This is a genomic window from Affinibrenneria salicis (assembly GCF_008710095.1).
Genome location: NZ_VYKJ01000014.1, coordinates 90,300 through 116,146, shown reverse-complemented (window position 1 = coordinate 116,146; position 25,847 = coordinate 90,300). Strand labels below are relative to the sequence as shown.

At 59.6% G+C, this 25,847-nt stretch carries 22 protein-coding genes; 17 read left to right on the top strand and 5 right to left on the bottom strand.

Translation table 11 applies throughout. The annotated features are described in order from the left end of the window. Positions 1-84: 84 nt before the first annotated feature. From dapF to corA, 7 genes are all read left to right on the top strand, one after another. Positions 85-909 (top strand): diaminopimelate epimerase, encoded by an 825-nt coding sequence (gene dapF / locus FJU30_RS21840; protein WP_150437090.1) that lies wholly within the window; start codon positions 85-87, stop codon positions 907-909. After that, positions 906-1,610, top strand: coding sequence for a DUF484 domain-containing protein (locus FJU30_RS21835; protein WP_150437089.1), 705 nt, complete (start codon positions 906-908; stop codon positions 1,608-1,610). Before dapF ends, FJU30_RS21835 begins: the two co-directional genes overlap by 4 nt. Next, positions 1,607-2,518 (top strand): tyrosine recombinase XerC, encoded by a 912-nt coding sequence (gene xerC / locus FJU30_RS21830; protein WP_150437088.1) that lies wholly within the window; start codon positions 1,607-1,609, stop codon positions 2,516-2,518. The genes FJU30_RS21835 and xerC overlap by 4 nt, the downstream gene beginning before the upstream one ends. Beyond that, positions 2,518-3,234, top strand: coding sequence for a 5-amino-6-(5-phospho-D-ribitylamino)uracil phosphatase YigB (yigB, locus tag FJU30_RS21825; protein WP_150437087.1), 717 nt, complete (start codon positions 2,518-2,520; stop codon positions 3,232-3,234). The genes xerC and yigB overlap by 1 nt, the downstream gene beginning before the upstream one ends. 83 nt (positions 3,235-3,317) lie before the next feature. Then, on the top strand, positions 3,318-5,480 hold the full coding sequence (uvrD, locus tag FJU30_RS21820) for a DNA helicase II (RefSeq protein WP_150437086.1): 2,163 nt from the start codon (positions 3,318-3,320) through the stop codon (positions 5,478-5,480). 290 nt (positions 5,481-5,770) lie between these two features. Further along, the gene (locus FJU30_RS21815; protein WP_150437085.1) at positions 5,771-6,514 is read left to right on the top strand and encodes a cyclase family protein; all 744 of its coding nucleotides are present in this window, start codon (positions 5,771-5,773) and stop codon (positions 6,512-6,514) included. Positions 6,515-6,945: 431 nt separating this feature from the next. Next, positions 6,946-7,896: a magnesium/cobalt transporter CorA gene (gene corA, locus FJU30_RS21810; protein WP_150437084.1), complete on the top strand. Its 951-nt coding sequence runs from the start codon at positions 6,946-6,948 to the stop codon at positions 7,894-7,896. A gap of 27 nt (positions 7,897-7,923) precedes the next feature. Here corA and rarD read toward each other — a convergent pair whose 3' ends face one another. Both rarD and FJU30_RS21800 read right to left on the bottom strand, forming a co-directional pair. Continuing rightward, positions 7,924-8,838 (bottom strand): EamA family transporter RarD, encoded by a 915-nt coding sequence (rarD, locus tag FJU30_RS21805; RefSeq protein WP_150437083.1) that lies wholly within the window; start codon positions 8,836-8,838, stop codon positions 7,924-7,926. Positions 8,839-8,909: 71 nt separating this feature from the next. Further along, positions 8,910-9,383 carry a thioesterase family protein gene (locus tag FJU30_RS21800; protein WP_150437082.1) on the bottom strand — a complete coding sequence of 158 codons (474 nt, stop codon included), beginning with the start codon at positions 9,381-9,383 and terminating at the stop codon, positions 8,910-8,912. A 387-nt stretch (positions 9,384-9,770) separates the two neighbouring features. Here FJU30_RS21800 and pldA point away from each other — a divergent pair, with 387 nt between their 5' ends. Together pldA and recQ are read left to right on the top strand one after the other, a co-directional pair. Next, positions 9,771-10,619: a phospholipase A gene (pldA, locus tag FJU30_RS21795; RefSeq protein WP_395858725.1), complete on the top strand. Its 849-nt coding sequence runs from the start codon at positions 9,771-9,773 to the stop codon at positions 10,617-10,619. A 99-nt stretch (positions 10,620-10,718) separates the two neighbouring features. After that, entirely contained in the window at positions 10,719-12,548 is a 1,830-nt protein-coding gene (recQ, locus tag FJU30_RS21790) for an ATP-dependent DNA helicase RecQ (protein ID WP_150437081.1), read from the top strand. Between the two features lie 67 nt (positions 12,549-12,615). Here the strand turns inward: recQ and rhtB are convergent, their stop codons facing one another. Then, a complete protein-coding gene (gene rhtB, locus FJU30_RS21785; protein ID WP_150437080.1) occupies positions 12,616-13,239 on the bottom strand; it encodes a homoserine/homoserine lactone efflux protein in 624 nt (207 codons plus the stop codon). 312 nt (positions 13,240-13,551) lie between these two features. Between rhtB and pldB the strand changes: the two genes are divergently transcribed. From pldB to gntR, 6 genes are all read left to right on the top strand, one after another. Further along, complete coding sequence (pldB, locus tag FJU30_RS21780) at positions 13,552-14,541, top strand: lysophospholipase L2 (RefSeq protein WP_150437079.1); 990 nt, start codon at positions 13,552-13,554, stop codon at positions 14,539-14,541. Between the two features lie 53 nt (positions 14,542-14,594). After that, positions 14,595-15,395, top strand: a complete 801-nt coding sequence (gene yigL / locus FJU30_RS21775; RefSeq protein WP_150437078.1) for a sugar/pyridoxal phosphate phosphatase YigL — start codon at positions 14,595-14,597, stop codon at positions 15,393-15,395. Positions 15,396-15,866: 471 nt separating this feature from the next. After that, complete coding sequence (locus FJU30_RS21770) at positions 15,867-17,198, top strand: D-serine ammonia-lyase (protein WP_150437077.1); 1,332 nt, start codon at positions 15,867-15,869, stop codon at positions 17,196-17,198. 207 nt (positions 17,199-17,405) lie between these two features. After that, the gene (locus FJU30_RS21765) at positions 17,406-18,101 is read left to right on the top strand and encodes a pirin family protein (RefSeq protein ID WP_150437076.1); all 696 of its coding nucleotides are present in this window, start codon (positions 17,406-17,408) and stop codon (positions 18,099-18,101) included. A gap of 237 nt (positions 18,102-18,338) precedes the next feature. Then, positions 18,339-20,294, top strand: coding sequence for a glycoside hydrolase family 3 protein (locus tag FJU30_RS21760; RefSeq protein WP_150437075.1), 1,956 nt, complete (start codon positions 18,339-18,341; stop codon positions 20,292-20,294). A 161-nt stretch (positions 20,295-20,455) separates the two neighbouring features. Then, a complete protein-coding gene (gntR, locus tag FJU30_RS21755; RefSeq protein WP_150437074.1) occupies positions 20,456-21,451 on the top strand; it encodes a gluconate operon transcriptional repressor GntR in 996 nt (331 codons plus the stop codon). Between the two features lie 110 nt (positions 21,452-21,561). On the opposite strand, the gene FJU30_RS21750 is transcribed toward gntR, so the two are convergent. Next, complete coding sequence (locus FJU30_RS21750) at positions 21,562-22,080, bottom strand: gluconokinase (RefSeq protein ID WP_150437073.1); 519 nt, start codon at positions 22,078-22,080, stop codon at positions 21,562-21,564. Positions 22,081-22,231: 151 nt separating this feature from the next. Here FJU30_RS21750 and FJU30_RS21745 point away from each other — a divergent pair, with 151 nt between their 5' ends. Next, positions 22,232-23,608, top strand: coding sequence for a GntP family permease (locus FJU30_RS21745; RefSeq protein WP_150437072.1), 1,377 nt, complete (start codon positions 22,232-22,234; stop codon positions 23,606-23,608). Positions 23,609-23,682: 74 nt separating this feature from the next. On the opposite strand, the gene FJU30_RS21740 is transcribed toward FJU30_RS21745, so the two are convergent. Then, the gene (locus tag FJU30_RS21740; RefSeq protein ID WP_150437071.1) at positions 23,683-24,285 is read right to left on the bottom strand and encodes a YhgN family NAAT transporter; all 603 of its coding nucleotides are present in this window, start codon (positions 24,283-24,285) and stop codon (positions 23,683-23,685) included. Positions 24,286-24,668: 383 nt separating this feature from the next. Here FJU30_RS21740 and asd point away from each other — a divergent pair, with 383 nt between their 5' ends. After that, positions 24,669-25,772 carry an aspartate-semialdehyde dehydrogenase gene (gene asd, locus FJU30_RS21735; protein WP_150437070.1) on the top strand — a complete coding sequence of 368 codons (1,104 nt, stop codon included), beginning with the start codon at positions 24,669-24,671 and terminating at the stop codon, positions 25,770-25,772. Positions 25,773-25,847 lie beyond the last annotated feature (75 nt).

Genomic DNA, 25,847 nt, shown 5'->3' with positions numbered 1-25,847 from the left:
TCGCGGGGATATCGTTTATCATCTTAATAACAGGTCACGATAGAGCGATTTAGCGCGCCCGGTTAAGTCAGCGGAGTCAGGATAATGCAGTTCTCTAAAATGCACGGTTTGGGCAACGATTTTATGGTTGTCGATGCTGTTACACAGAATGTCTTTTTTTCCCCGGATCTTATTCGCCGGCTGGCGGATCGCTATACCGGGGTGGGGTTCGATCAGTTGCTGGTCATCGAACCGCCGTACGATCCCGAACTGGATTTCCATTACCGTATTTTTAATGCCGACGGCAGCGAAGTGGCGCAGTGCGGCAACGGCGCCCGCTGTTTCGCCCGTTTTGTTCGCCTGAAAGGGCTGACCAACAAGCGCGATATCTGCGTCAGCACCCATACGGGGCGCATGGTGCTCAGCATTACCGACGACGATCTGGTGCGGGTCAATATGGGCGAACCCAACTTCGAACCGCAGCAGGTGCCGTTCCGCGCGGCCAAAGCGGAAAAGACCTATATCATGCGCAGCGCGGAGCACACTGTGTTGTGCGGCGTGGTGTCGATGGGCAACCCGCACTGCGTGATCCAGGTGGACGATGTGGAGACGGCGAAGGTGGACGTGCTCGGTCCGCTGCTGGAACGGCATGAGCGTTTTCCCGAGCGGGCGAATATCGGGTTTATGCAGGTTGTCAGCCGCGAGCACATCCGGCTGCGGGTGTTCGAACGCGGCGTCGGCGAAACGCTGGCCTGCGGCAGCGGGGCTTGCGCCGCGGTGGCGGTGGGCATCCAGCAGGCGTTGTTGAGCCCGCAGGTGCGGGTTGAATTGCCGCGCGGTCATCTGGATATTCTCTGGGAGGGGCCGGGCAAGCCGCTGTTTCTGACCGGGCCGGCAACCCATGTCTACGATGGATTTATTCATTTATGAAGAATGTCGAAGAGCAGGCGGAGCGCGCGGGCGAACTGAGCGATGAGCGGGTGCTGCAGTTTTTACAGCAGCATCCCGACTTTTTCATTCGCAACGCGTGGCATATTGAACAAATGCAGATCCCTCATCCGGTGCGCGGCACGGTTTCGCTGGTTGAGTGGCAACTGGCGCGTCAGCGCCATCATATCGCTCAGCTGGAAGAAGAGATCACCCTGCTGATGGAACAGGCGCACATCAATGAGCGCCTGTTCCATCAGTTGCTGCAGCTGCAGACGCAGCTGGCCGGAGCCGATAGCCTGCATGACATGCTGGATCGTTTGCAGCGCTGGGCGCGCAAGCTCGGTCTGGCCGGCGCGTCGGTTCGCCTGTTCAGCGATAAATGGCGCATCGGCGCCCCGTCCGACTTCACCCATCTGGCGCTGTCGCGCACGCTGTTCGAGCCGCTGCGCATTCAGCGTCTCGGCCAGAAAAATCATTATCTGGGCGGCCTGAACGGGCCGGAACTGCTGCTGCTGCTGCCGCAGGCGAAGCAGGTTGGTTCGGTAGCGCTGTCGCTGATGGGCGGCAATGAGGAGCTGGGCGTGCTGATTTTCAGCAGCCGCGACAGCTATCACTATCAGGATGGCATGGGCACCGTTCTGCTCCAGCAACTGGCGACGATGCTGCCGGCCATGCTGGAACGCTGGGTCGAACGAGCATGAGTGAAGCGGATTCGCCTCTGCTGTCCGCCGTGGCGGAATTTTTGCGCTATCTGCGGGTGGAGCGGCAGCTTAGCCCGCTGACCCAGAGCAGCTATCAGCATCAGCTGGAGGCGGTAGTCGACGTGGCGCAGAGCTTCGGTCTCAGCGACTGGACGCAGCTGGACGCGGCCGGCGTGCGTTCTATCGTGACGCGCAGCAAACGAGAAGGACTGAAATCGTCCAGCATGGCGCTGCGGCTGTCGGCGCTGCGCAGTTTTCTGAACTGGCAGGTAAGCCAGGGGCGGCTGAGCGCCAACCCGGCTAAAGGGGTTTCCGCGCCGCGCGCCGGCCGTCCGCTGCCGAAGAATATGGATGTGGACGAGGTCGATCAACTGCTGGATATCGATTCATCCGATCCGCTGGCGGTGCGCGATCGGGCCATGCTGGAAGTGATGTACGGCGCGGGGCTGCGTCTGGCGGAGCTGGTGGGAATGAACTGCGGCGATGTCGATCTGGCGGCGGGCGATCTGCGCGTCACCGGCAAGGGCAGCAAGGAGCGCAAGCTGCCGCTGGGCGGCAAGGCCGCGACCTGGCTGACGCACTGGCTGTCCCTGCGCGATATTTATGCGCCGCAGGACGACGCGTTGTTCGTCTCCAGTCTGGGGCGCCGTATCTCGATGCGCAATGTGCAGAAGCGTTTCGCCGAGTGGGGGGTGAAACAGGGCGTGAACAGTCATATTCATCCGCATAAGCTGCGCCATTCGTTCGCCACCCACGTGCTGGAGTCGAGCGGAGATTTGCGCGCGGTGCAGGAACTGCTTGGGCATGCCAGTCTGTCGACCACGCAAATCTATACGCATCTGGACTTTCAACATCTGGCATCGGTGTATGATGCCGCTCATCCGCGCGCCAAACGAGGAAAAACCTGATGTATTTCTATCGCCCGCTGCATTCGCTGTCCGTTATTTCGTTCGATCTGGATGATACCCTGTATGACAACCGGCCGGTGATCGCGCGTACGGAGCGCGAATCGCTCGATTTCATTCAGCGCTATCATCCGGCGCTGCGTGAGCTGCGCGTGGAGGATTTACAGCATCTGCGGGCCGAGCTGGGCGAGCAGGACCCGGAGATCTGTCACGATGTGACCGAATGGCGCTGGCAGTCGGTGCGGCTGGCGTTGACGCGGCGCGGGCTAAGCCGCACGGAGGCTGAGGACGGCGCCGATGCGGCGATGGAGAATTTCGCCCGCTGGCGCAGCTGCATCACCGTACCGCAGGAAACGCACGACACGCTGAGCGCGCTGGCGCAGCGCTGGCCGCTGGTGGCGATCACCAACGGCAACGCCAACCCGGACGTCTGCGGACTGGGCGGCTACTTCGCCTTCACCCTGCGCGCCGGTCCGCACGGCCGCGCTAAACCCTGGCGCGATATGTATCATGCGGCGGCGGATCGGCTGGGTATACCGCTGCGCGGGCTGCTGCACGTCGGCGACGATCTGATCACCGATGTGGCGGGCGCGCTGCGCTGCGGCGCTCAGTCCTGCTGGATTAACGACCGCGAACGCGACCTGCTGAGCGCGCCGGACAGTCGTTTACTGCCCCATCTGGAGATTTCCCGGTTGGCATCGCTGACAGCATTGTTATAATCCCCTCATTGTTCTGTATAAATCATCAGTAGAATGCGGCGCCGCCCGGCGTTGCGTTTCACCTTAGCGGATAACCAGTATCTATGGACGTTTCTGACCTGCTCGATGGCCTGAATGACAAACAACGCGAAGCGGTCGCCGCTCCGCGCGGCAACCTGCTGGTGCTGGCAGGCGCGGGCAGCGGCAAAACGAGAGTGCTGGTGCACCGTATCGCCTGGCTGCTGACGGTCGAAAATAATTCGCCGTATTCGATTATGGCCGTAACCTTCACCAACAAAGCGGCGGCTGAAATGCGCCATCGGATCAACGAGTTGATCGGCACCAGTCAGGGCGGCATGTGGATCGGCACGTTTCACGGTCTGGCCCATCGGCTGCTGCGGGCGCATCATCTGGACGCCGGGCTGCCGCAGGATTTTCAGATCCTCGACGGCGATGATCAACTGCGTCTGCTGAAGCGGCTGATTCGCGCGCTGAATCTGGATGAGAAGCAGTGGCCGCCGCGGCAGGCCATGTGGTACATCAACGGCAAAAAGGATGACGGCCTGCGTCCGGCGCATGTCGAAAGTTACGGCAACCCGGTGGAGCAGACGTGGCTGCGCGTTTATCAGGCCTATCAGGAGGCCTGCGATCGGGCCGGGCTGGTCGATTTCGCCGAGCTGTTGCTGCGCGCGCACGAGCTGTGGCTGAATAAGCCGCATATCCTGAACCACTACCGCGAACGCTTTAGCAATATTCTGGTCGATGAATTCCAGGACACCAACAACATTCAGTACGCCTGGATCCGGCTGCTGGCGGGCGAGCGCGCCAATGTGATGATCGTCGGCGATGACGATCAGTCGATCTACGGCTGGCGCGGCGCGCAGGTGGAGAACATTCAGCACTTTCTGCGCGATTTCCCGGCGGCCCAAACCATCAGGCTGGAACAGAATTACCGCTCCACCAGCAATATCCTCAACGCGGCCAATGCGCTCATCGCCCACAACGGCGGGCGGTTGGGGAAAAATCTGTGGACCGAAGGCGCCGAAGGCGCGCCGATTTCGCTCTACTGCGCCTTTAACGAACTGGACGAAGCGCGCTATGTGGTCAACCGCATAAAGGTGTGGCAGGAAGGCGGCGGCGCGCTGCGCGAGTGCGCCATTCTGTACCGCAGCAACGCCCAGTCGCGCGTACTGGAAGAGGCGTTGCTGCAACAGAACATGCCTTATCGCATCTATGGCGGTCAGCGCTTCTTCGAACGGCAGGAAATCAAGGACGCGCTGGCTTATTTGCGCCTGATCGCCAATCGTAACGACGACGCGGCGTTTGAACGGGTGGTCAATACGCCGACGCGCGGCATCGGCGACCGTACGCTGGACGTGGTGCGCCAGGGCGCGCGCGATCGTCAACTGACGCTGTGGCAGACCGCGCGCGCCCTGCTGCAGGAAAAGGCGCTGGCCGGCCGGGCCGCCGGCGCGCTGCAGCGTTTTATCGAGCTGGTGGATTCGCTGGCGCGCGAGACTACGGATATGTCGCTGCACGTACAGACCGACCGGGTGATTAAAGACTCCGGCCTGTGGAGTATGTACCAGCAGGAAAAAGGCGAAAAGGGTCAGGCGCGCATCGAAAACCTGGAGGAATTGGTGACCGCCACCCGCCAGTTCAGCTATCAGGATGAAGACGAGGACCTGATGCCGCTGCAGGCGTTTCTGTCGCACGCCGCGCTGGAGGCGGGCGAGGGGCAAGCCGACGCCAATCAGGATGCGGCGCAGCTGATGACGCTGCACTCGGCCAAAGGGCTGGAGTTTCCGCAGGTGTTTATCGTCGGGATGGAGGAGGGCATGTTCCCCAGTCAGATGTCGCTGGATGAAGGCGGACGGCTGGAAGAGGAGCGGCGGCTGGCCTATGTCGGCGTGACGCGCGCGATGGAAAAGCTGACGCTGACCTGGGCGGAAACGCGTCGCCTGTACGGCAAAGAAGTTTATCATCGTCCTTCGCGCTTTGTCGGCGAGCTGCCGGTGGAGTGCGTGGAAGAAGTCCGGCTGCGCGCCAGCGTTTCGCGGCCGGTCAACCATCAGCGGCTGGGAACGCCGGTGGCGGAAAACGACAGCGGCTACACGCTGGGCCAGCGGGTGCAGCATCCGAAGTTCGGCGCCGGCACCATTATCAATCTGGAAGGCAGCGGCGAACACTGCCGTTTGCAGGTGGCGTTCCAGGGCCAGGGCATCAAGTGGCTGGTTGCCGCCTACGCCCGGCTGGAGATCGTCTGACCTCTTTTCAGCGGCCTGCGAGTTAAGCCGGCCCCCGTTATCCGCCAGGGTCGGGCGTCGCCCGGCCCGCTCAATACCATATCGGATCCGTTTCCCTCCCCGCCCGCCGCCTTCCGGCAACCCGAATTATTTAGGGTATAGATGTGGTACTCTCAGATGACCAGGCGGGTTCCCGGGCTGTGATAACAACAGGTTATCTTCTTCATTCTTGTAGAGCGACGCCGTTATCCGTTGACACAACCGCGAACCGGACTGGTTTATTTTGTTCAATGGACATGAGGCATGAGTACATGACGCTGGATCAAATTATTCACGCATTAAAGAAAAAGAAATGGGTTGATTTAACCCACCCGGTGACAAGCGCCAGCCCGGTGTTCAGCGCGTTCAGCAATATGCGGAGTAAAACGCTGTTTACCGTGGAACAACACGGTTTTTACGCGCAGGAAATCACTTTTACCACGCCGACCGGAACGCACATCGATGCGCCGGGCCACTTCGTCGCCGATAAACGCTGTCTGGACGGCGTGGACAGCAAAGAGCTGCTGTTGCCGCTGTTGGTCATCCATAAGGAGGCCGAGGTGGCGCGGGACGCGGATTATCGCCTGAGCGTCGGGGATATCGCGCAGTTTGAACGGCAGTATGGCGCCATTCCGGCCGGCAGTTTTGTCGCGTTCGCCAGCGACTGGTGCCGGCGCTGGCCTGATGCCGACGCCTTCGCCAATCGGGATGCGCAGGGCGATAGCCATACGCCCGGCTGGTCGCTGGAAGCGCTGCGCTTTCTGTTTGAGCAACGCGGCGTCAGCGCCATCGGCCATGAAACGCTGGATACCGACGCCGGGGTGGATTTCCGGCGCAATAACGGGCTGGATGGCGAATACTATGTGCTCAACCGCAACGCCTGTCAGGTCGAAGTGCTGAACAATTTGTCGCTGTTGCCGGCGACCGGCGCCTGGATTCACGTCAGCTGGCCGAACTTCGCCGCAATGCCCAGCTTTCCGGCCCGGGTTACCGCCTGGCTGCCGGAGGATGAATAGCCCGGGAGGCGGCGCAGGGGAATAATATGATGCCGTCGCCAGCGCGACGGCGCGAGCCCCGCACGTCGCCGCAGGCCCGGCAGCGCGCCGTTTAGCCCGATTTTTCGCCAGCGCGCGCGCTTTTTGTTCACGGTTTTCGAGTTGACAGGCTTTTTCATCTCGGCGTAACATGCGCGCATCATTATTCCCGGAGGACTCACGCCTTGGACACACCCAGTCGATGGTGGCTCAATAACCTGTTAATCAGGTACAACTTCTAAGGCTATCTTCCTGCGCGCTGATAGCCTTAGTGGTTGTCGGCGACATGCTCCCTCCTGTCGCTCCGAGTCAGATCTGTCGAACGGTCTGAAATCAGCTGGCGATGTTTCGCCCCCGGTTTCTTGTGCTTCATGGCGCTGTCCATCTTGATATTACACAGGGAGCTATTGCCTATGCTGAGCGCATTTAAACTGGATCAATGTCGTTTATCTCGTCTGGAACTGGATGATTCGGATGATCTCACCACCTCGCTCTGGGTCGATCTAATCGAGCCGGATGATAACGAGCGGGAAAAGGTCCATCAGGAGCTGGGTCAGGAACTGGCGACCCGGCCGGAACTGGAGGACATCGAGGCGTCCGCGCGTTTTTTTGAAGATGAGGACGGCCTGCATATTCACTCCTTCTTCTTCTTCGAAGATGCGGAAGATCACGCCGGTAACGCAACCGTCGCTTTTACCATCCGCGACGGCCGCCTGTATACGCTGCGCGAGCGCGAGCTGCCGGCGTTTCGCCTATACCGGATGCGTGCGCGCAACCAGACCCTGACGGACGGCAACGCCTATGAGCTGCTGCTCGATCTGTTTGAAACCAAAATTGAACAGCTGGCGGACGAAATTGAAACGATTTACAGCGATCTGGAGTCGCTGAGCCGCGTGATTATGGAAGGCCGTCAGGGCGAAGAGTATGACGAAGCGCTGTCTACGCTGGCGGAGCTGGAGGATATCGGCTGGAAGGTCCGGCTGTGCCTGATGGATACCCAGCGCGCGCTGAATTTCCTGGTGCGCAAGGCGCGTCTGCCTTCCGGCCAGCTGGAGCAGGCGCGGGAAATCCTGCGCGATATCGAATCTCTGCTGCCGCACAACGAGTCGCTGTTCCAGAAGGTGAACTTTCTGATGCAGGCGGCGATGGGCTTTATCAATATCGAACAGAGCCGCATCATTAAGATCTTCTCGGTGGTCTCGGTGGTGTTCCTGCCGCCGACGCTGGTCGCCTCCAGCTACGGCATGAACTTTGAGTTTATGCCTGAGCTGAGCTGGTCGTTCGGCTATCCGGGCGCCATTGTGCTGATGATCCTCGCCGGTCTGGCGCCGTATCTCTATTTCAAGAGCAAGAACTGGCTGTAAACGCGGCCGCGGGGCGACCCGCGGCGTTTATGGCCTGGCCGTGCCGGTCTGCAAACGGCGCATCCGGCGCTGATTAACGATGGCGTCGATGATAAACAGCGCCAGCGCGCCCCAGATAAAGCCAAACGTCAGCAGTTTATCCTGGCCGATGGCCTCATCGTAAAAGACGACCGCCAGAATGAACATCAGCGTCGGGCCGAGATACTGAAAGAAGCCGAGGGTGGAGAGCCGCAGGCGCACGGCGGCGGCGGTGAACAGCAGCAGCGGCACGGTAGTGATTACGCCGGCGGAAACCAACAGCAGATTGAGCGCCCAGGGGTTGTTTTGCAGATGGCTGCTGGGCGTATCGGCGATAAAAAACAGATACACGCAGGCGGCCGGCAGCAGCCACAGCGTTTCAATCATCATACCGATCTGCCCGTCAATGCCGATTTTCTTACGCAGCAGACCATACAGGGCGAAGCTGAAGGCCAGACTTAGCCCGATGATCGGCAGCGAACCGAACTGCCACAGCTGGATCAAGACGCCGCCAATGGCCAGCGCTACCGCCAGCCACTGCATGCGGCGAAAACGCTCGCCCAGAAACAAAATGCCCAGCAGCACGTTCACCAGCGGGTTGATGAAATAGCCCAGGCTGGCTTCCAGCATGTGGTGGTTATTGACGGCCCAGATGTACAGCAGCCAGTTGCCGCCGATCAGCAGCGCCGTCAGCGCCAGCAACAGCAGCCGTTTTACATTGCTCAACGCGTGGCGAACCTGCCGCCACTTGCGGCTGGCGCTCAGCAGGATCAGCATAAAGAAGAACGACCAGATGATGCGGTGGGTCAGGATTTCATCCGCCGGAACATGCTGCAGCATTTTGAAATAGACCGGCGCGATACCCCAGATAAAATAGGCGCCGAGCGCGAAAAAAATCCCCTGACGGGTTTGTGGCGCGTCCATGAACGGTGACTCGATGAGAAAAGCGGAAAGGGCGTAGTCTACCCGAATGTCCCCCGCCTTTCATCTGCGATTCAGCCCACCAGCCAGGTTCCGGTCGCGCTGGCGATATGCAGCATCTGCTCGTTGTGCAGATCCGCGCGCGCCACGGCGACCTTATTGCCGGCGCGCAGCAGATGGCTGACGAGGGTAAAATGTTCGCCGCGGCCCGGGCGCAGGTAATCGACCCGGATATCGATCGTGCCCATGCGCGCCATGCGCCGCAGCAACTCTTCCTCCGTCATTTCGCTTTCGCGCAGCAGGGCGTTGCCGATGCACACCAGGCCGGCGGCCACGTCCAGCGCGGCGGCAATCACCCCGCCGTGCAGTATTTGCTGCAGTGCATTGCCGATGAGTTTTTGTTCGCGCGCGAAGCTCAGCCGGGCGCTATCTGGCGTGAACTGATTCAGGGCGAGTCCCAGTTCGCCGTTGAACGGCATCTGGTAGACAAAGATATCGCCGACTCTCTGGCGAATCTCATTTTGGTTTAGCAGGCTGGTGGTTGACATCGCGCCCCTCCATGCGGTGCCTGGCGGCCGCCGGTCTCAGGCGGATGCCGTGGCCGACAGACATAATATGTGGCCTGAATGTTAATTTTATGCGGCATTTTTGTTTATTTCCAGAAATGACTGATAAACGGCATGACAGCGATTCAAAGCGACATTATCTGTGTAAAATGTTCCGCCGTGGGGCAATGCCGTTCAGTCCGGGACGGGCCGCGTGGCGGCTGCCTTCGGCTCCGCGCCGTAGCGTTGATGCGGCGTTATCTGTTCAACAACGCACCCGCAGTTTGCGGGATGGTCGGTATGACGCCGTGGGTGCTAATTTTTTCGCGCTAGTCAGGAGAATAAGAATTGATGCATAAATCAGTGGCGTCGGCCATGGTTGTCCTGTCGATGGCCATGCTTGCTTTCACCCTGCCGGTTCGGGCAGATGACGCGCAAACGGAAGCGGCTCAGGATAAACCCGCGGTACGCGGCAGCATTATCGCTAATCTGCTGCAGAGGCATGACGATCCCTTTGTGCTTTATCCCTATGAGAGCAACTATCTGTTGTACACCTATACCAGCAATCTGAATAAAGATGCGATTAAGAGCTACAACTGGGCGAACGATGCGCTGAAGGACGAGGTTAATTTCCAGATTAGCCTCGCATTTCCCTTGTGGCGCGGCATTTTGGGCGAGAATTCTTTGCTGGGCGCCTCTTATACTCAACGTTCGTGGTGGCAGCTGTCGAATAAGAAAGAGTCGTCGCCGTTTCGCGAAACGGATTATGAGCCGCAGGTGTTTCTCGGCTGGGCGACCAGCTACGAGCTGCTGGGCTGGACGCTGCGCGATGTGGAAATTGGTCTGAATCACCAGTCCAACGGCCGCGAAGAGCCGACGTCGCGCAGCTGGAATCGCGCCTATGCTCGCCTGATGGCCCAGCGCGGCGACTGGCTGGTGGAGGTTAAACCCTGGCTGCGTTTTTCCGATAGCCAGGACGATAACCCGGATATCACTAAATACATGGGGTATTATCGACTGCGTGTCGGCTATATCTGGGGCGACAGCGTGTTTAGCGCGGAAGGGCGCTACAACTGGAACAGCGGCTATGGCAGCGGCGAACTCGGCTGGAGCTACCCGTTGACCAGTCACGTCCGTTTTTATACGAAGGTGTTTAGCGGCTACGGCGAGTCGCTGATCGATTATAACCATCGTCAGACGCGCGTCGGCGTCGGCGTGACGCTGAACGATATGTTCTGACGGATGGCGTCCGCCGCGCCGATTGCGCGGCGAAATAATTGCAGTTTTTGGGCGTGACGCTGACAATAGCGCCTGTTATCTCATCGGGTTGGGGAAATCGTGTCTACGGCAGAAGTAGTGAATAAGGAGATGCTGGCTGAGCAGGTATTGCGAGATACCTTCGGCTACCAGCAATTTCGACCGGGCCAGCAGACGATCATTAACGCCGCGATTGGCGGTCAGGATTGTCTGGTGGTGATGCCGACGGGTGGAGGGAAGTCCCTCTGCTATCAGATTCCCGCGCTGGTCCTCGACGGGCTGACGCTGGTGGTTTCCCCGCTGATTTCTCTGATGAAAGATCAGGTGGACCAGCTGCAGGCCTATGGCGTGTCCGCCGCCTGTCTGAATTCCACTCAGAGCCGCGAACAGCAGCTTGAGGTGATGGCCGGCTGCCGAAACGGTCAGATTAAACTGCTGTACATTGCGCCGGAACGCCTGACCACCGATAGCTTTTTGGATCACCTGAGCCACTGGAATCCTTCGCTGATCGCCGTCGACGAGGCCCACTGTATTTCACAGTGGGGCCATGATTTCCGGCCGGAATACCGTACGCTCGGCCAGCTTAGGCCGCGCTTCCCCGGGCTGCCGGTGATGGCGCTGACCGCCACCGCCGATGAGACCACGCGGCGCGATATCGTGCGTCTGCTGGATTTGGATCAGCCGCTGATTCAGATCAGCAGCTTTGACCGGCCGAATATCCGCTACACGCTGGTGGAGAAGTTTAAACCGCTCGACCAGCTGTGGATGTTTGTACAGGGGCAGCGCGGTAAAAGCGGCATCATTTATTGTAATAGCCGGGCGAAGGTGGAAGACATCAGCGCCCGCCTGCAGAGCCGTGGGCTGAGCGTGGCGGCTTATCACGCCGGGCTGGATAATCAGCGGCGCGCCGAGGTGCAGGAAGCATTTCAGCGCGACGATTTGCAGGTCGTGGTGGCGACCGTGGCCTTCGGCATGGGGATCAATAAGCCCAATGTGCGTTTCGTGGTGCATTTTGACATCCCGCGCAACATTGAGTCCTACTACCAGGAAACCGGTCGCGCCGGGCGCGACGGTCTGGCGGCGGAAGCCGCGCTGTTCTATGACCCGGCTGACATGGCCTGGCTGCGGCGCTGCCTGGAAGAGAAGCCGGCCGGACCGCAGACCGAGATCGAGCGCCATAAACTGAACGCGATGGGGGCTTTCGCCGAGGCGCAGACCTGCCGCCGTTTGGTGCTGTTGAATTACTTCGGCGAAGGGCGTCAGGAGCCGTGCGGCAACTGCGATGTTTGTCTCGACCCTCCCCGGCGCTATGACGGACTGGTGGACGCGCAAAAAGCGCTGTCCTGCGTATACCGGGTCGGTCAGCGTTTCGGCATGGGCTATATCGTCGATGTGCTGCGCGGCTCCGCCAATCAGCGCATTCGCGAATTCGGCCACGATAAACTGCCGGTTTACGGCATCGGCCGCGAGCAATCGCACGAACACTGGGTCAGCGTGCTGCGTCAGCTGATTCACCTGGGTCTGCTGAGCCAGAATATCACCCGACACTCCGCGCTGCAGCTGACGGAGCCGGCTCGACCGATCCTGCGCGGCGAGTCGCCGCTGCAGCTGGCGGTGCCGCGCATGATTAATCTGCGCCCGCGCGCCAGCCAGAAATCCTACAGCGGCAACTACGACCGCAAACTATTCGCCCGGCTGCGCAAACTGCGTAAGTCTATCGCCGACGAAGCCAATATTCCGCCTTACGTCGTGTTCAGCGACGCCACCCTGCTGGAAATGGCCGAACTGATGCCGCTGACGGCGGCCGAGCTGTTGAATATCAACGGCGTAGGGCACCGTAAGCTGGAGCGCTTCGGCGTCCCCTTTATGACGGCGATCCGCGAGCATATCGATAATCAGGATGGGGACTAACAGGGCGTCGCTCGCGTTATCTCCCGCCTGCATCCCATCGTTTCCCGCTGACGGCCACGGCGCGCTGTCAGGCGGATTTCCGTGCCGTGGCCAGCAGGGCGCCGACCAGCACGAACAGCGACCCGAATGTGCGATTGAGCATCTTCATCTGACGCGGGCCTTTCAGCCAGCCGGCGATATGGGTCGCCAGCGTGGCGTAACCAATCATCACGATAATATCCACCGCGATCGTGGTGACGCCCAGCACCAGGTACTGAGCGGCCTGCGGCTGATGCGGAATAATAAACTGCGGGAACAGCGCGGCCAAAAACACGATGCTTTTCGGGTTGGTCAGATTAACCAGCACCGCCCGTTTGAACAGACGTTTCCTCGGCATGGCGCTGGCCAGCGTGTGCAGGTCCAGCGAGCCGGCGGCGCGCCATTGTTGAATGCCCAGCCAGATCAGGTAAGCGGCGCCGAACCACTTCAGAATGTCGAACGCCAGCAGAGAACGCGACAGCAGCGCGCCCAGCCCAATGCCAACCAGCACAATGTGAATAGACAGCCCAACCTGCAGACCGCTGATTGACGCGACCGCGCCGCGATAGCCGTGGCTGATGCCGGTGCTCATGGTATTGATGGCGCCGGAACCGGGGGAAAGACTCAGAATAAGCGTTGTAAGCAGATAGGTTAACCACCAGTCTAAGGTCATGGCGAAAGCTCCCTGATTGCCATTTTTTATGCCACAATACGCCAATGTCGTTTGTTGTGCTACAGATCGCTATTGGGCTAAATCAGGCGGTTGAGCGGACCCGAACGAGCGCCGGGCGGCGCTGCTTCGAGCCGCGTCAGGTTGGCTGGACAACACAATATCGTCATGCGTCACCGCGTATCATGCAAGGCTGGTTTCTTCATTTGCGAGGTCTATTTGATCAACATCTCAGGATGGCGATGGGTTCACCGACGCGCGGCGGCAATGCCGGCTGACGGGGGCGCGGTTATCCCGACGCCCGGGGATGCGTAGATGGCGTCCTGTTCGCTGGATCTGTTAACGCGGGAAGCCCAATTCGCGGCCTTCGCAACCGGCTCGTTGCTTGATTTTTGGCATCGGCGCCAGGAGGGCGAGTTTAACGGCGTGGACGACATACCCATTCGCTACGCGCGTTTTACCTCGCCGGACCACGACCGCGTGATCGCTATTTTCCCCGGCCGCATCGAAAGCTACGTTAAGTACGGCGAAGTAGCTTACGATCTGTTCCGCCAGGGGTACGACGTGCTGATTCTGGATCATCGCGGCCAGGGGCGTTCCGGCCGTCTGCTGGCTGACCGCCATCGCGGGCATGTCGAGCGTTTCAGCGACTATAGCGAGGATGTCGCGCTGTTTTGGCGCCATTGTCTGGCCGGCAGCGATTACCGGCGGCGTTTCGCCGTGGCGCATTCGATGGGCGGCGCGATTCTGGCGCAGTTTCTGCTACAGCAGCCGCAAACCTTTGACGCCGCGGTGCTGTGCGCGCCGATGTTCGGCATTCATTTACCGGTGCCGCGCTGGCTGGCGTGGCGTATCCTCGACTGGGCGGAGCGGCGTCCGGCAATGCGTGATTATTATGCCATCGGTACCGGACAATGGCGGCCGCTGCCGTATAGTATGAATGTGCTGACTCACAGCCGGGAGCGCTACCGCCGCAACGTGCACTTTTATGCCGATTACCCGGAACTGCGGGTGGGCGGACCGACTTACCACTGGCTGCGAGAAGCGCTGCTGGCCGGCCAGCGGATTATCGCCGATGCGGCGGATCTGAGCACGCCGCTGCTGATCCTGCAGGCGGAAGATGATCGGGTGGTGGATAATCACAGTCAGGCGCTGTTCTGTCAGGCGCGGGCGCGAGCCGGGCACGCCGGCATAGCGGCGCTGCAGGTGATCGCCGGCGCCCGGCATGAGATTTTATTCGAGAAAGATGACATCCGGGCGCAGGCTTTCGATGCTATCGTGCATTATCTTTCCCGTTATCATTAATCCGGCGGCGAACGCCGTCTTAATACACATCATCAAAGGTTGGATGAGCCGTTATGTACCATGTTGTCGCTTCCGATTTAGACGGCACGCTGTTGTCGCCCGAACACACGCTAACGCCCTACACGAAAGAAACGTTAAAGCTGCTGACCCAGCGGGGTATCCATTTTGTCTTCGCCACCGGACGGCACCATCTGGACGTAGGGCAGATGCGCGACAACGTGGGGATCCAGGCTTTTATGATTACCTCCAACGGCGCCCGGGTGCACAATTCGCAGGGCGAGCTGATTTTCAGCCATAATCTGGATCAGGACATCGCCCGCGATCTGTTCGGGATGGAACATCACAATCCGGAGATCATGACCCACGTTTACCGCAACGACGACTGGTTCATGAACCGCAACAGCCCAGAAGAAGAGCGCTATTTTCAGGAATCGACCTTTAAATACACGCTGTTCGAACCGGCGCTGCTGGATACCGACGGCGTGTGCAAAGTGTTCTTCACCAGCGAACGGCACGAAACGCTGCTGCCGCTGGAGCAAGCGTTCAACGCCCGCTGGGGCGATCGGGTGAACGTCAGCTTCTCTTCGACCACCTGCCTGGAAGTGATGGCCGGCGGGGTATCGAAAGGCCATGCGCTGGAGCAGGTGGCGAAGCTGCTCGGCTTTTCGCTCGGGGAGTGCATCGCCTTCGGCGACGGCATGAACGATCTGGAGATGTTGTCGATGGCGGGTAAAGGCTGCATCATGCACGATGCGCACCAGCGCCTGAAAGATTTGCTGCCCGAACTGGAAGTGATCGGTTCGAATGCCGATGACGCGGTGCCGCATTACCTGCGCCGTTTATTCCTGCAGTAAAACGTTCTCCGCGCAGGCGGCAGACGGATGGCGTATCGTCTTGCCGTTAAAGTCGCCGCGCGCGGAAAACGGCAAAAAAAACTTTACAGGCGAGAATGATAATGATTATTATTGCCATGCGTTTCGGGAGAAGGAATTCGTCGACGCTGCCTCAGCGTTGATATCGCATGGTTGCTTCGCCTGAAGGCACGACATTGCTCACATTGCTTCCAGTGTTTATTTAGCCAGCTCGGGTGCTGGCTTTTTTTTGTCCGCTAAACCGCCTCCCGTCGCCGGATTGGCGCTTTGCTACCAGACTACGCCGCTGCGCGGGCATTTTTATCATTTTTCCGCGTCGGCCGATTTTCGTTCAATAGCGAGATCCATTATTCTGCGCGCGGCCTGAGCCTGCGCGCTATGATGGTCAAATATCCGGCGACGCTGCCGGTTCCTTTCTTCCGCAGGATCCTGTAACCGTGACGAGGAAACGACATGAAAGACACCGCTATTGAGCAACTGGTCGCCCGCTGCCCGCTGGTCGGCGATCTGATCGCGCTGCGACCGGTAACCTGGTTTAACCCGGCGGCGACCACCACCGCCGAAGGTCTGACGGATACCGGGCTGGCGCGGCGCGATGTCGAACAGGCGACGCAGCGTCTGGCGCGCTTCGCTCCTTATCTGCGGCTGGCTTTCCCCGAAACCCTGGCGAGCAACGGCATCATTGAGTCGGCCGTTGAGCCGCTACCCGTTTTGCAGCGCACGCTGGATCAGCGCTATGGCCGGGCGCTGAACGGCCGTCTGCTGTTGAAAAAGGACAGCCATCTGCCTATTTCCGGCTCGATCAAGGCGCGCGGCGGCATCTATGAAGTGCTGGCGCACGCGGAAAAGCTGGCGCTGGAGGCCGGCCTGCTGCGCGAGAGCGATGATTACAGCCGGCTGTTTACCGATTCGTTCCGCCGGTTTTTCAGTCAGTACCGCATCGCGGTGGGATCGACCGGCAATCTGGGCATGTCGATTGGCATCATGAGCGCCCGGCTGGGTTTCGGCGTCAGCGTGCATATGTCGGCCGATGCGCGGGAGTGGAAAAAGCAGCGTCTGCGCGAACACGGCGTTAACGTGGTGGAGTATGAGCAGGATTACGGCGTGGCGGTCGAACAGGGGCGTAAACAGGCCGCCGGCGATCCGCGCTGTTTCTTTATCGACGACGAGAATTCCAAAACGTTGTTTCTGGGTTATTCGGTGGCCGGCGGGCGCCTGAAACAGCAGTTCGACGAGGCGGGCATCCAGGTGGACGAACAGCATCCGCTATTCGTCTATTTGCCGTGCGGCGTGGGCGGCGGGCCAGGCGGGGTGGCCTTTGGCCTGAAGCTGGCGTTCGGCGATCACGTGCACTGTATTTTCGCCGAGCCGACCCACTCACCCTGTATGCTGCTGGGCGTGTATACCGGTTTGCACGATCGCATCGCGGTGCAGGATATCGGGATTGATAACAAGACCGCGGCGGATGGGCTGGCGGTCGGTCGGCCATCGGGTTTTGTCGGACGGGCGATGGCGCGTTTGATCAGCGGGTTTTATACGCTGGATGATCAGGAGATGTATGACCTGCTCGGTTTGCTCAACCGCGATCAGCATATTCAACTGGAACCCTCGGCGCTGGCCGGAATGGCCGGGCCGTGGCGGGTTGCGGCGGCGACCGACTGGCTGCGGCGGCAGAGTCTGGATCCGCAGACAATGGGCAACGCCACTCATCTGGTGTGGGCCACCGGCGGCGGTATGGTGCCGCCGGAGGAAATGGCCAAATATCTCTCCGCGGCCGGTATCTGACGGCCGCCGCCGCGCGCGCTTCCTTCGGCGCGGCGCTTATTCATTGCTATGCACCCTCGACCGCCCGTTTGCGGGCGGCCCCTGAGCTGAGCCGCGTCCGGCCGGCGGATGTCGTTCTGATTTTTTGAACAGCGCGGTGAGTTTTTTGCCCTTTCTTGCCGGCGCGTAGCGGCTAGACTGAAGGGACACACCACGGGGAGCAACATTATGATCTATTTACGTCAGGCCCGGCAGCGCGGACACGCCAGTCATGGCTGGCTGGATAGCTGGCACACGTTCTCATTCGCCGATTATTACGATCCTGATTTTATGGGATTCTCGGCGCTGCGCGTGATTAACGAAGACCGTATCGACGCCGGCCAGGGCTTTCCCACCCATCCGCACCGGGATATGGAAATACTGACCTATGTGCTGGACGGGACGATTGAACACCAGGACAGCATGGGCAATAAAGCGCAGATCCACGCCGGCGAGTTTCAGATTATGAGCGCCGGCACCGGCATCCGTCATTCTGAATACAACGGCCGGGACGATAAGGTGCTGCACCTGTACCAGATCTGGATTATTCCGCAGCAAACCGGTTTGCCGCCGCGTTATGAGCAGAAGCGTTTTGACGCGGTTCAGGGGCGCCAGTGCGTATTGTCGCCGGACGCGCGCGACGGCTCGCTGCGCGTTTTTCAGGATATGACGCTGTGGCGCTGGGCGCTGCAGGCCGGGGAAGCGGCGGTCTGGCCCGTGGCGGCCGGCCGTAATATCTGGATCCAGGTGGTGCGCGGCGAGGTGGACGTTAACGGTCAGCGCGCGGAAACCGGCGACGCGCTGGCGATCCGCGCCGAAGCGGAATTGTCGATTCGCGCGCGCGCGGACAGCGAAATTCTGCTGTTCGATCTGCCGCCGGTATGATCTTTCACCGGGACAGGGACTGATGCGTTAGCCAGAAAACCGTGAAGATATTCACGGTTTTCTCTTTTCGGACCGATGTATTGTTGCTGCTGTTTACAGCAGGATTGTTACTGTTTATTCAGGCAAAACCTAAACACCCTATTGTGTTGTCATTGCGCGGGTTATCCGGCGGGCAACGTGGCGGGGCGTTTAGGTTTTTTTTCGTATTGTTATCACCACGCGAACACGGACGGTTATATGAAAAAATCGCTACTGTTATTCTGTTCGTTAGGCTGTGTTTTGCCGCTGACGGCCGATGCGCTGCAGCAGCCGGAAATCAGCTTGCGCTGGGGCAAGCTGATTCAGCAGGATGGTTTGACGTTCAGGGATCTAAACCGCGATGGCAAGCTGTCGCCTTATGAAGACTGGCGTTTGCCGGCCGACGTCAGGGCCGGCGATCTGCTGGCGCGAATGACGCTGGAAGAGAAGGCCGGCATGATGATGCACGGCTCCGCGCCGGCTATCGGCGATGCCATTGGCCGCGGTTCGGCCTACGATCTCACGGCCAACCGTAGATTAATTCGCGATAGGCAGGTCAACAGCCTGATCACCCGCCTGAATAAGGCCGCGCCCGCCGAGTTCGCCCGACAGAATAACCTGCTGCAGGAAATCGCCGAATCGTCGCGCCTTGGTATTCCGCTGACGATCAGTATCGATCCGCGCAACACCTACAGCTATTCCATTGACGATACGCCTTCTGCCGACGGGTTTTCTCAATGGCCCACGCCGCCGGGCATCGCCGCGCTGAATGATGAGGCGTTTACCCGTCATTATGCCGATATTATACGTCAGGAATATCGGGCCATCGGCGTGACCCAGGCGCTGTCGCCCATGGCCGATTTGGCATCGGAGCCGCGCTGGTCGCGTATCGACGGCACCTTTGGCGATAATAAGGCGGTGGTAAAAGCTATGGTGCGCGGCTACGTCGGCGGTATGCAGAATGGCGATCGCGGTCTGAATAGCCAGAGCGTCAGCGCGGTAGTCAAACACTGGGTAGGTTACGGCGCCTCGGATAAAGGTTTTGACGGCCACCACAACTACGGCAAATATGCGCCCTTTAAAGACAGCCAGGCGCTGGAAGATCATATTTATCCCTTTACCGGCGCATTTGAGGCCGGCGTGGCGGGCGTGATGCCGACCTACGCCATTCTGCAGGGCGCCGTCTATAAAAACGCGGCGGTCGAGCAGGTCGGCGCGGGATTTAACGCCTTCCTGCTGCAAAACGTCCTGCGCGGCGAATACGGTTTTCAGGGAGTGATCATCAGCGACTGGTTGATCACCGCCGACTGCGCCGGTCCGTGCCTGACCGGCCACCCGGCCGGCGAAACGCCGGTGGTGGGCGGTATGCCATGGGGCGTTGAATCGCTATCGAAGGAGCAGCGCTTCATCAAAGCGATCGAGGCGGGCATCGATCAGTTCGGCGGCGTCGATGACTCTTCGATTATTGTGCAGGCCGTGCAGCAGGGCCGGATCGCGCTGCAGCGTATCGATCAATCGGTAATACGCATCCTGACGCAAAAATTCCAGCTCGGGCAGTTTGAAGCGCCATTCGTTGACCCCGATAAAGCGCAACGGCTGTTTCAGCGTCAGGCCATTCGACAGCAGGCCGAACAGGCGCAGTACGACGCGCTGGTGCTGCTGAAAAAACAGGACGGCGTTTTGCCGCTCAGGCCGGGAACCCGGGTATATGTGTGGGGCCTGAATCAGGCCGCGGCGCGCGGCGCCGGACTGGACGTGGTGGAAAACCCCGCCCAGGCGCAGGTGGCGCTGATCCGCGCGACCGCGCCTTATCAACAGCCGCATAAGAATTTCTTTTTCGGCGCGCTCTACCACGAAGGCGCGCTGGACTTCCCGCCGGACGATGCGCAATATCGGGCGATTCTCGCCGCGTCGCGCCATGTGCCGACGATTGTCACGGTGTATCTCGATCGCCCGGCGGTATTGACGGCGATTGAAGATAAGGTCAGCGTACTGCTGGGCAATTTTGGCGTCAGCGACAGCGTGCTGCTGCGCTCCCTGATGAGCGAGCGGCGTTATCGCGCCCGCCTGCCGTTTGAACTGCCGTATTCCATGGCGGCGGTGGAAAGCCAGCGGGGCGACGTGCCGCACGATTCATCGGCGCCGCTCTATTTCTCGGGTTTTGGGCTGCAGTAAAAACGGGGCCGGCGCCGCGGCATAGCGCCACGCGGCGCCGGGAATCGCCCGTCGGATGAGGGCGGCGGTTTTTGCCGGCGCTGCGGCTTGTTTCATACTCCCGTCGCGCTTTTTTTGTTAGACTTTCGGCTCAATCTCGATGGACGGATTTCAGCGGATTAATGAAAAAGAGAAGACCGGCACTCCAGGATGTTGCCGACCGGGTCGGCGTCACAAAAATGACGGTAAGCCGCTATCTGCGTAATCCCGAACAGGTTTCCGTCGCGCTGCAGGGAAAAATCGCCGTGGCGCTCGAGGAACTGGGCTACATCCCCAACCGGGCTCCCAATATCCTTTCCAATTCGACCAGCCGGGCCATTGGTGTTCTGTTGCCTTCATTGACTAACCAGGTGTTTGCGGAGGTGCTGCGCGGTATTGAAAGCGTGACTGAGCCGCAGGGTTATCAGACCATGCTGGCGCACTACGGCTATAGTCCGGAAAAAGAAGAACAGCGGCTGATGTCGTTGCTGGCTTACAACATCGACGGGCTGATTCTGTCCGATCGCCTGCATACGCCGCGTACCCGGCAGATGATTGAAATTGCTGATATTCCGGTGGTAGAGCTGATGGATTCCGTCTCGCCCTGTCTCGATATGGCGGTAGGCTTCGATAACTTTGAGGCGGCGCGCCAGATGACGCACAATATTATCGCGCACGGGCACCGGCATGTGGTTTATCTGGGCGCGCGCCAGGATGAGCGCACCCTCATTAAGTGTCGGGGATACGAACAGGCCATGAAAGAGCACGGCCTGACGCCGGTGAGCGTGATGACCGAACGGGAGTCCTCTTATTCTCTCGGCGGCGAGCTGTTGCGCCAGGCGCAGGCCGGTTATCCGCAGGTCGATAGCCTGTTATGCACCAACGATGACCTTGCCGTCGGCGCGGCGTTTGAGTGCCAGCGTCAGGGGCTGCGCATTCCGCAGGATATGGCGCTGGCGGGCTTTCACGGTCACGACATCGGCCAGGCGATGCGGCCCCGGCTGGCCAGCGTGTTGACGCCGCGTGAGCGTATGGGGCGAATCGGCACGGAAAGACTGTTCGCGCGTTTGCGCGGCGAGCCGGTGGATGCCGCCATGGTCGACATCGGCTTTACTCTGCTGGATGGCGAAAGCCTGTGAACCGTTCGGCGGCGTGCGGCCGTGCGTCGCTCCCGCATGCCGCCGCCGCAATCGGGACTGTCCGTCACGCGTCAGTCTTTTCCGTCCTTATTCCCGTCTGCGACTGAGCATTACGCCTGAGGGTTGTCGCGCAGCGCCGCAACGCAGCGGCTCACTACCTCATCCATGCTGCCGTCAATGTCTATCGCCAGTACGTCCGGCTCGTCCGCGCCCGGTTCTTCCAGCGTATCAAACTGGCTTTTCAGCAGCCCGGTCGGCATAAAATGTCCGGCGCGGGCCTGATGACGCTGCAAAATAAGGTCGAAACTTCCCTTCAAATGGAGAAAAATCATTCCTTCATTTCCGTGGCGCAGCAGATCGCGGTAGCGTTTTCTGAGCGCCGAGCAAACGATAATGCCGGTTTCGTTTTTATGGCGCAGGCTATAGGCCGCGTCGTTTAGCCGCTCCAGCCACGGCGCCCGATCCTCATCGTTGAGCGGTAAACCGCTGGCCATCTTTTGTATATTGGCGCGAGGATGCAGATCATCTCCGTCAATGAATTTAGCCTTAATCGCGCGGGCAAGTGCGGCGCCGACAGAAGATTTGCCGCTGCCGGACACACCCATCAGAATAATACTCTGGCCTGGCATAATTTGATCTCCGTCCCAAATTGTAAATGAATTATGTGTATTCGTTTCATATTTTAACATGTTACCCGTATCATGTTACTGCTATCAAACACCGATGTGACATATCTCACAAACAATTCGGTCGACTGGGTGACCGGAAGGGATCATAACTATGACAGAAATAACATCCGCTTATAGTGCCAGCGTTTTGCTGCTCATTGCCGCAGGCGCCGTGGCCTTGTTGCTCGTGTTGATTATGCGTTTTAAAGTCCATGCGTTCCTTGCGCTGGTCCTGGTCAGTCTGGTTACCGCGCTGGTGACCAAAACCGCGTATGAAAATATTGTTCCCACGCTGTTGAGCGGTTTTGGCGGCACGCTGGCCTCGGTGGCGCTGCTGGTCGGGCTGGGCGCGATGATCGGACGGTTGCTGGAGATCACCGGCGGCGCCAATGTGTTGTCCGATACGCTCATCATTAAATTTGGCGAGCGTCATGCGCCGTTCGCTTTAGGGATCGCCTCGTTGCTGTTTGGCTTCCCTATCTTCTTTGATGCCGGCCTGATCGTCATGCTGCCGATCATTTTCAGCGTGGCGAAGCGTTTTGGCGGCTCGACCCTGAAGTATGCGCTGCCGGCCGCCGGCGCCTTCGCGGTTATGCACGCGCTATTGCCGCCGCATCCCGGTCCGGTGGCCGCCAGCGAACTGCTCGGCGCCAATATCGGTCTGCTGGTGATTATCGGTCTGATCGTTGCGCTGCCGACCTGGTATCTGGGCGGCTATCTGTTCGGTTTGTGGGCGGGCAAAAAGTTTCATTTACCGCTGCCTTCCACCTTTCTTGAAGAGATAAAGGCCGACAGTCAGCATACGCCGCCCGCCTTTTCCGTAGTGCTGAGCGTCTTGCTGTTGCCGCTGGTGCTGATTTTTCTGGATACCGGACTAAACACGCTGACGGTAATGGGCGCGATCAACGGCGATAGCGGTCTGGTGCAGTTCCTGAGAATGCTGGGGAAAACGCCGGTAGCGCTGTTGATCACCGTACTGTTCTCTTTAATCATGTTCAGCGGGCGGCACAGCCGCAGGCATCTGGATAAGGTGTGCGAAGGCGCGTTAGGTCCGGTGTGTTCGATCATTCTGGTTACCGGCGCCGGCGGGATGTTCGGCGGCGTCTTGCGCTCCAGCGGCATCGGCGCCGCGCTGGCCGATATGCTCTCCGATACCGGTATGCCGGTGATTGTCGCCGCGTTTGTGGTTTCCGCCGCGCTGCGCGTCGCTCAGGGCTCGGCGACGGTGGCGTTGACCACCACGGCGGCGCTGATGGCGCCCGCCGTGGCGGCGACCAGCGGTCTGAGCCAGTTTGATCTGTGTTTTATCGTGATCGCGATCGCCGGCGGCGCGACGGTGCTGTCGCACGTCAATGATTCCGGCTTCTGGTTGGTGGGGCGTTTTCTGGAGATGGATGAGAAAACCACGCTGAAGACATGGACGGTGATGGAAACCTTGCTGGGCTCCATCGCCTTTTTGCTGGCCGCGGTGGGCAGCATCTTCCTGTAATGGACGCCGCCCGGGACGGGTAAGCCGCGGTGCCGGTTATTCCGGCCCGCGCGTTTTCGCTCAGCCGGCGCCGTTTATGCCGCCAGTTTTAAATATATCCGCACGCCGTCCAGGAACATCTGGGTCGAAAGCATCACCAGAATTAACCCCATCAGCTTTTCCAGCGCGTTCACGCCTTTTTCGCCCAGCAGGCGCAGGAACAGATTCGACATCAGCAGGACGATGAATGTGATCCCCCAGGCGGTAAATAACGCCAGGGTCAGCCAGGGCAGGTGGCTGGGATACTGGTGGGACAGCAGCATCAGGGTGGCCAGGATAGAGGGGCCGGCCACCAGCGGAATGGCCAGCGGCACCAGGAACGGCTCTTCGCCGGCCGGCAGTCCGCTGCTGTAGGCGCCCTGCGCGGGCGGGAACACCATCCGAATGGCGATCAGAAACAGCACGATGCCGCCGGAAATCGATACCGTTTCGGTACGCAGATTCAGAAAGGCGAGAATTTTCTCGCCGGCGAACAGAAAGAGCAGCATCAGCCCCAGCGCGATCAGCATCTCGCGGATCAGCACCACCCGCCGCCGGCGGGGTTCCAAATGTTTCAGTACCGACATAAAAATCGGCAGGTTACCGAGCGGATCCATTATCAGGAGCAACAACACCGTTGCCGAAATCATTTCTGTCATGACGACCTCATGTCTGTGCGCATCGGCGCGCGTTTCTGCCGGTTATTAGCATCATTGCTGAAAAAGATGACGCTATCGAATAAATTCACTTGCGACTTTTGCCGCAGCTTGTAAGGTTAAAAGCCTGCAATGTTTATCTTATACCCGTCATACTTCAGGTTGCAGATGCGTTGGCTGCGCGCGTTCGCCCGAATCACCTGCCTGAGCAGGCGCATCGGGGTCCATGAGCCTCATCCCTGAGACTCGCCCAGCGTGCCGGCGCTGCTCAAAACGATAACGTTTTGTCCTGCAACGCGAATTATTTAGGGTAGTATGCTGCCAGTACGGCCGTCCGGGTTGGCAGCCTGAATTATTTAAGTCACCTCCAAGGCAGGACAGTTACCATGAAAAATGTAGGTTTTATTGGCTGGCGCGGTATGGTCGGTTCAGTGCTCATGCAGCGCATGACGGAAGAACGTGATTTCGACGCGATCCGTCCGGTATTCTTCTCTACTTCGCAAAGCGGCCAGCCAGCGCCAACGTATGGTGGTCAGTCCGGCGTATTGCAGGATGCCTACGATCTGGACGCCCTGCGGGCGCTGGATATCGTCATCACCTGCCAGGGGGGCGATTATACCAATGAAGTGTACCCGAAGCTGCGTGAAAGTGGCTGGCAGGGGTACTGGATCGACGCGGCGTCCTCGCTGCGAATGAAAGATGACGCCATCATTATTCTGGACCCGGTCAACCACGCGGTGATCAAACAGGGGCTGGATGCCGGCATCAAGACTTTCGTCGGCGGCAACTGTACGGTCAGCCTGATGCTGATGTCGCTCGGCGGCCTGTTCGAACAGAATCTGGTCGATTGGGTCTCCGTCGCGACCTACCAGGCCGCATCCGGCGGCGGCGCGCGCCACATGCGCGAATTGCTGGTGCAAATGGGGATGTTGCATAGCGAAGTGGCGCAGGAGCTGCAAAATCCGGCTTCGGCGATCCTCGATATTGAACGTAAAGTCACGGCGAAGGCCCGCAGCGGCGCGCTGCCGGTGGACAACTTCGGCGTGCCGCTGGCCGGCAGCCTGATCCCGTGGATCGACAAACAGCTGGAAAACGGCCAGAGCCGCGAAGAGTGGAAAGGCCAGGCGGAAACCAACAAGATCCTCAACACCCGCGACGTTATTCCGGTCGACGGGCTGTGCGTTCGCGTCGGCGCGCTGCGCTGCCATAGCCAGGCGTTTACCATTAAGCTGAAAAAAGACGTGGCGCTGCCGGAAATCGAACAGATGCTGGCCACGCATAACGACTGGGTGAAAGTGGTGCCGAACGATCGCGAGCTGACCATGCGTGAACTGACGCCGGCGGCCGTCACCGGCACGCTGACTACGCCGGTTGGGCGTTTGCGTAAGCTGAATATGGGGCCGGAATATCTGTCCGCGTTCGCCGTTGGCGATCAGCTGCTGTGGGGCGCGGCCGAACCGCTGCGCCGCATGTTGCGCATTCTGCTGTAAGCGTCCCCGGCGCCGTTATATTTTGCGCCGTGACAGATGTGGCGCCGGGTTCATCCTGTTTTTATCGTTCCCCGT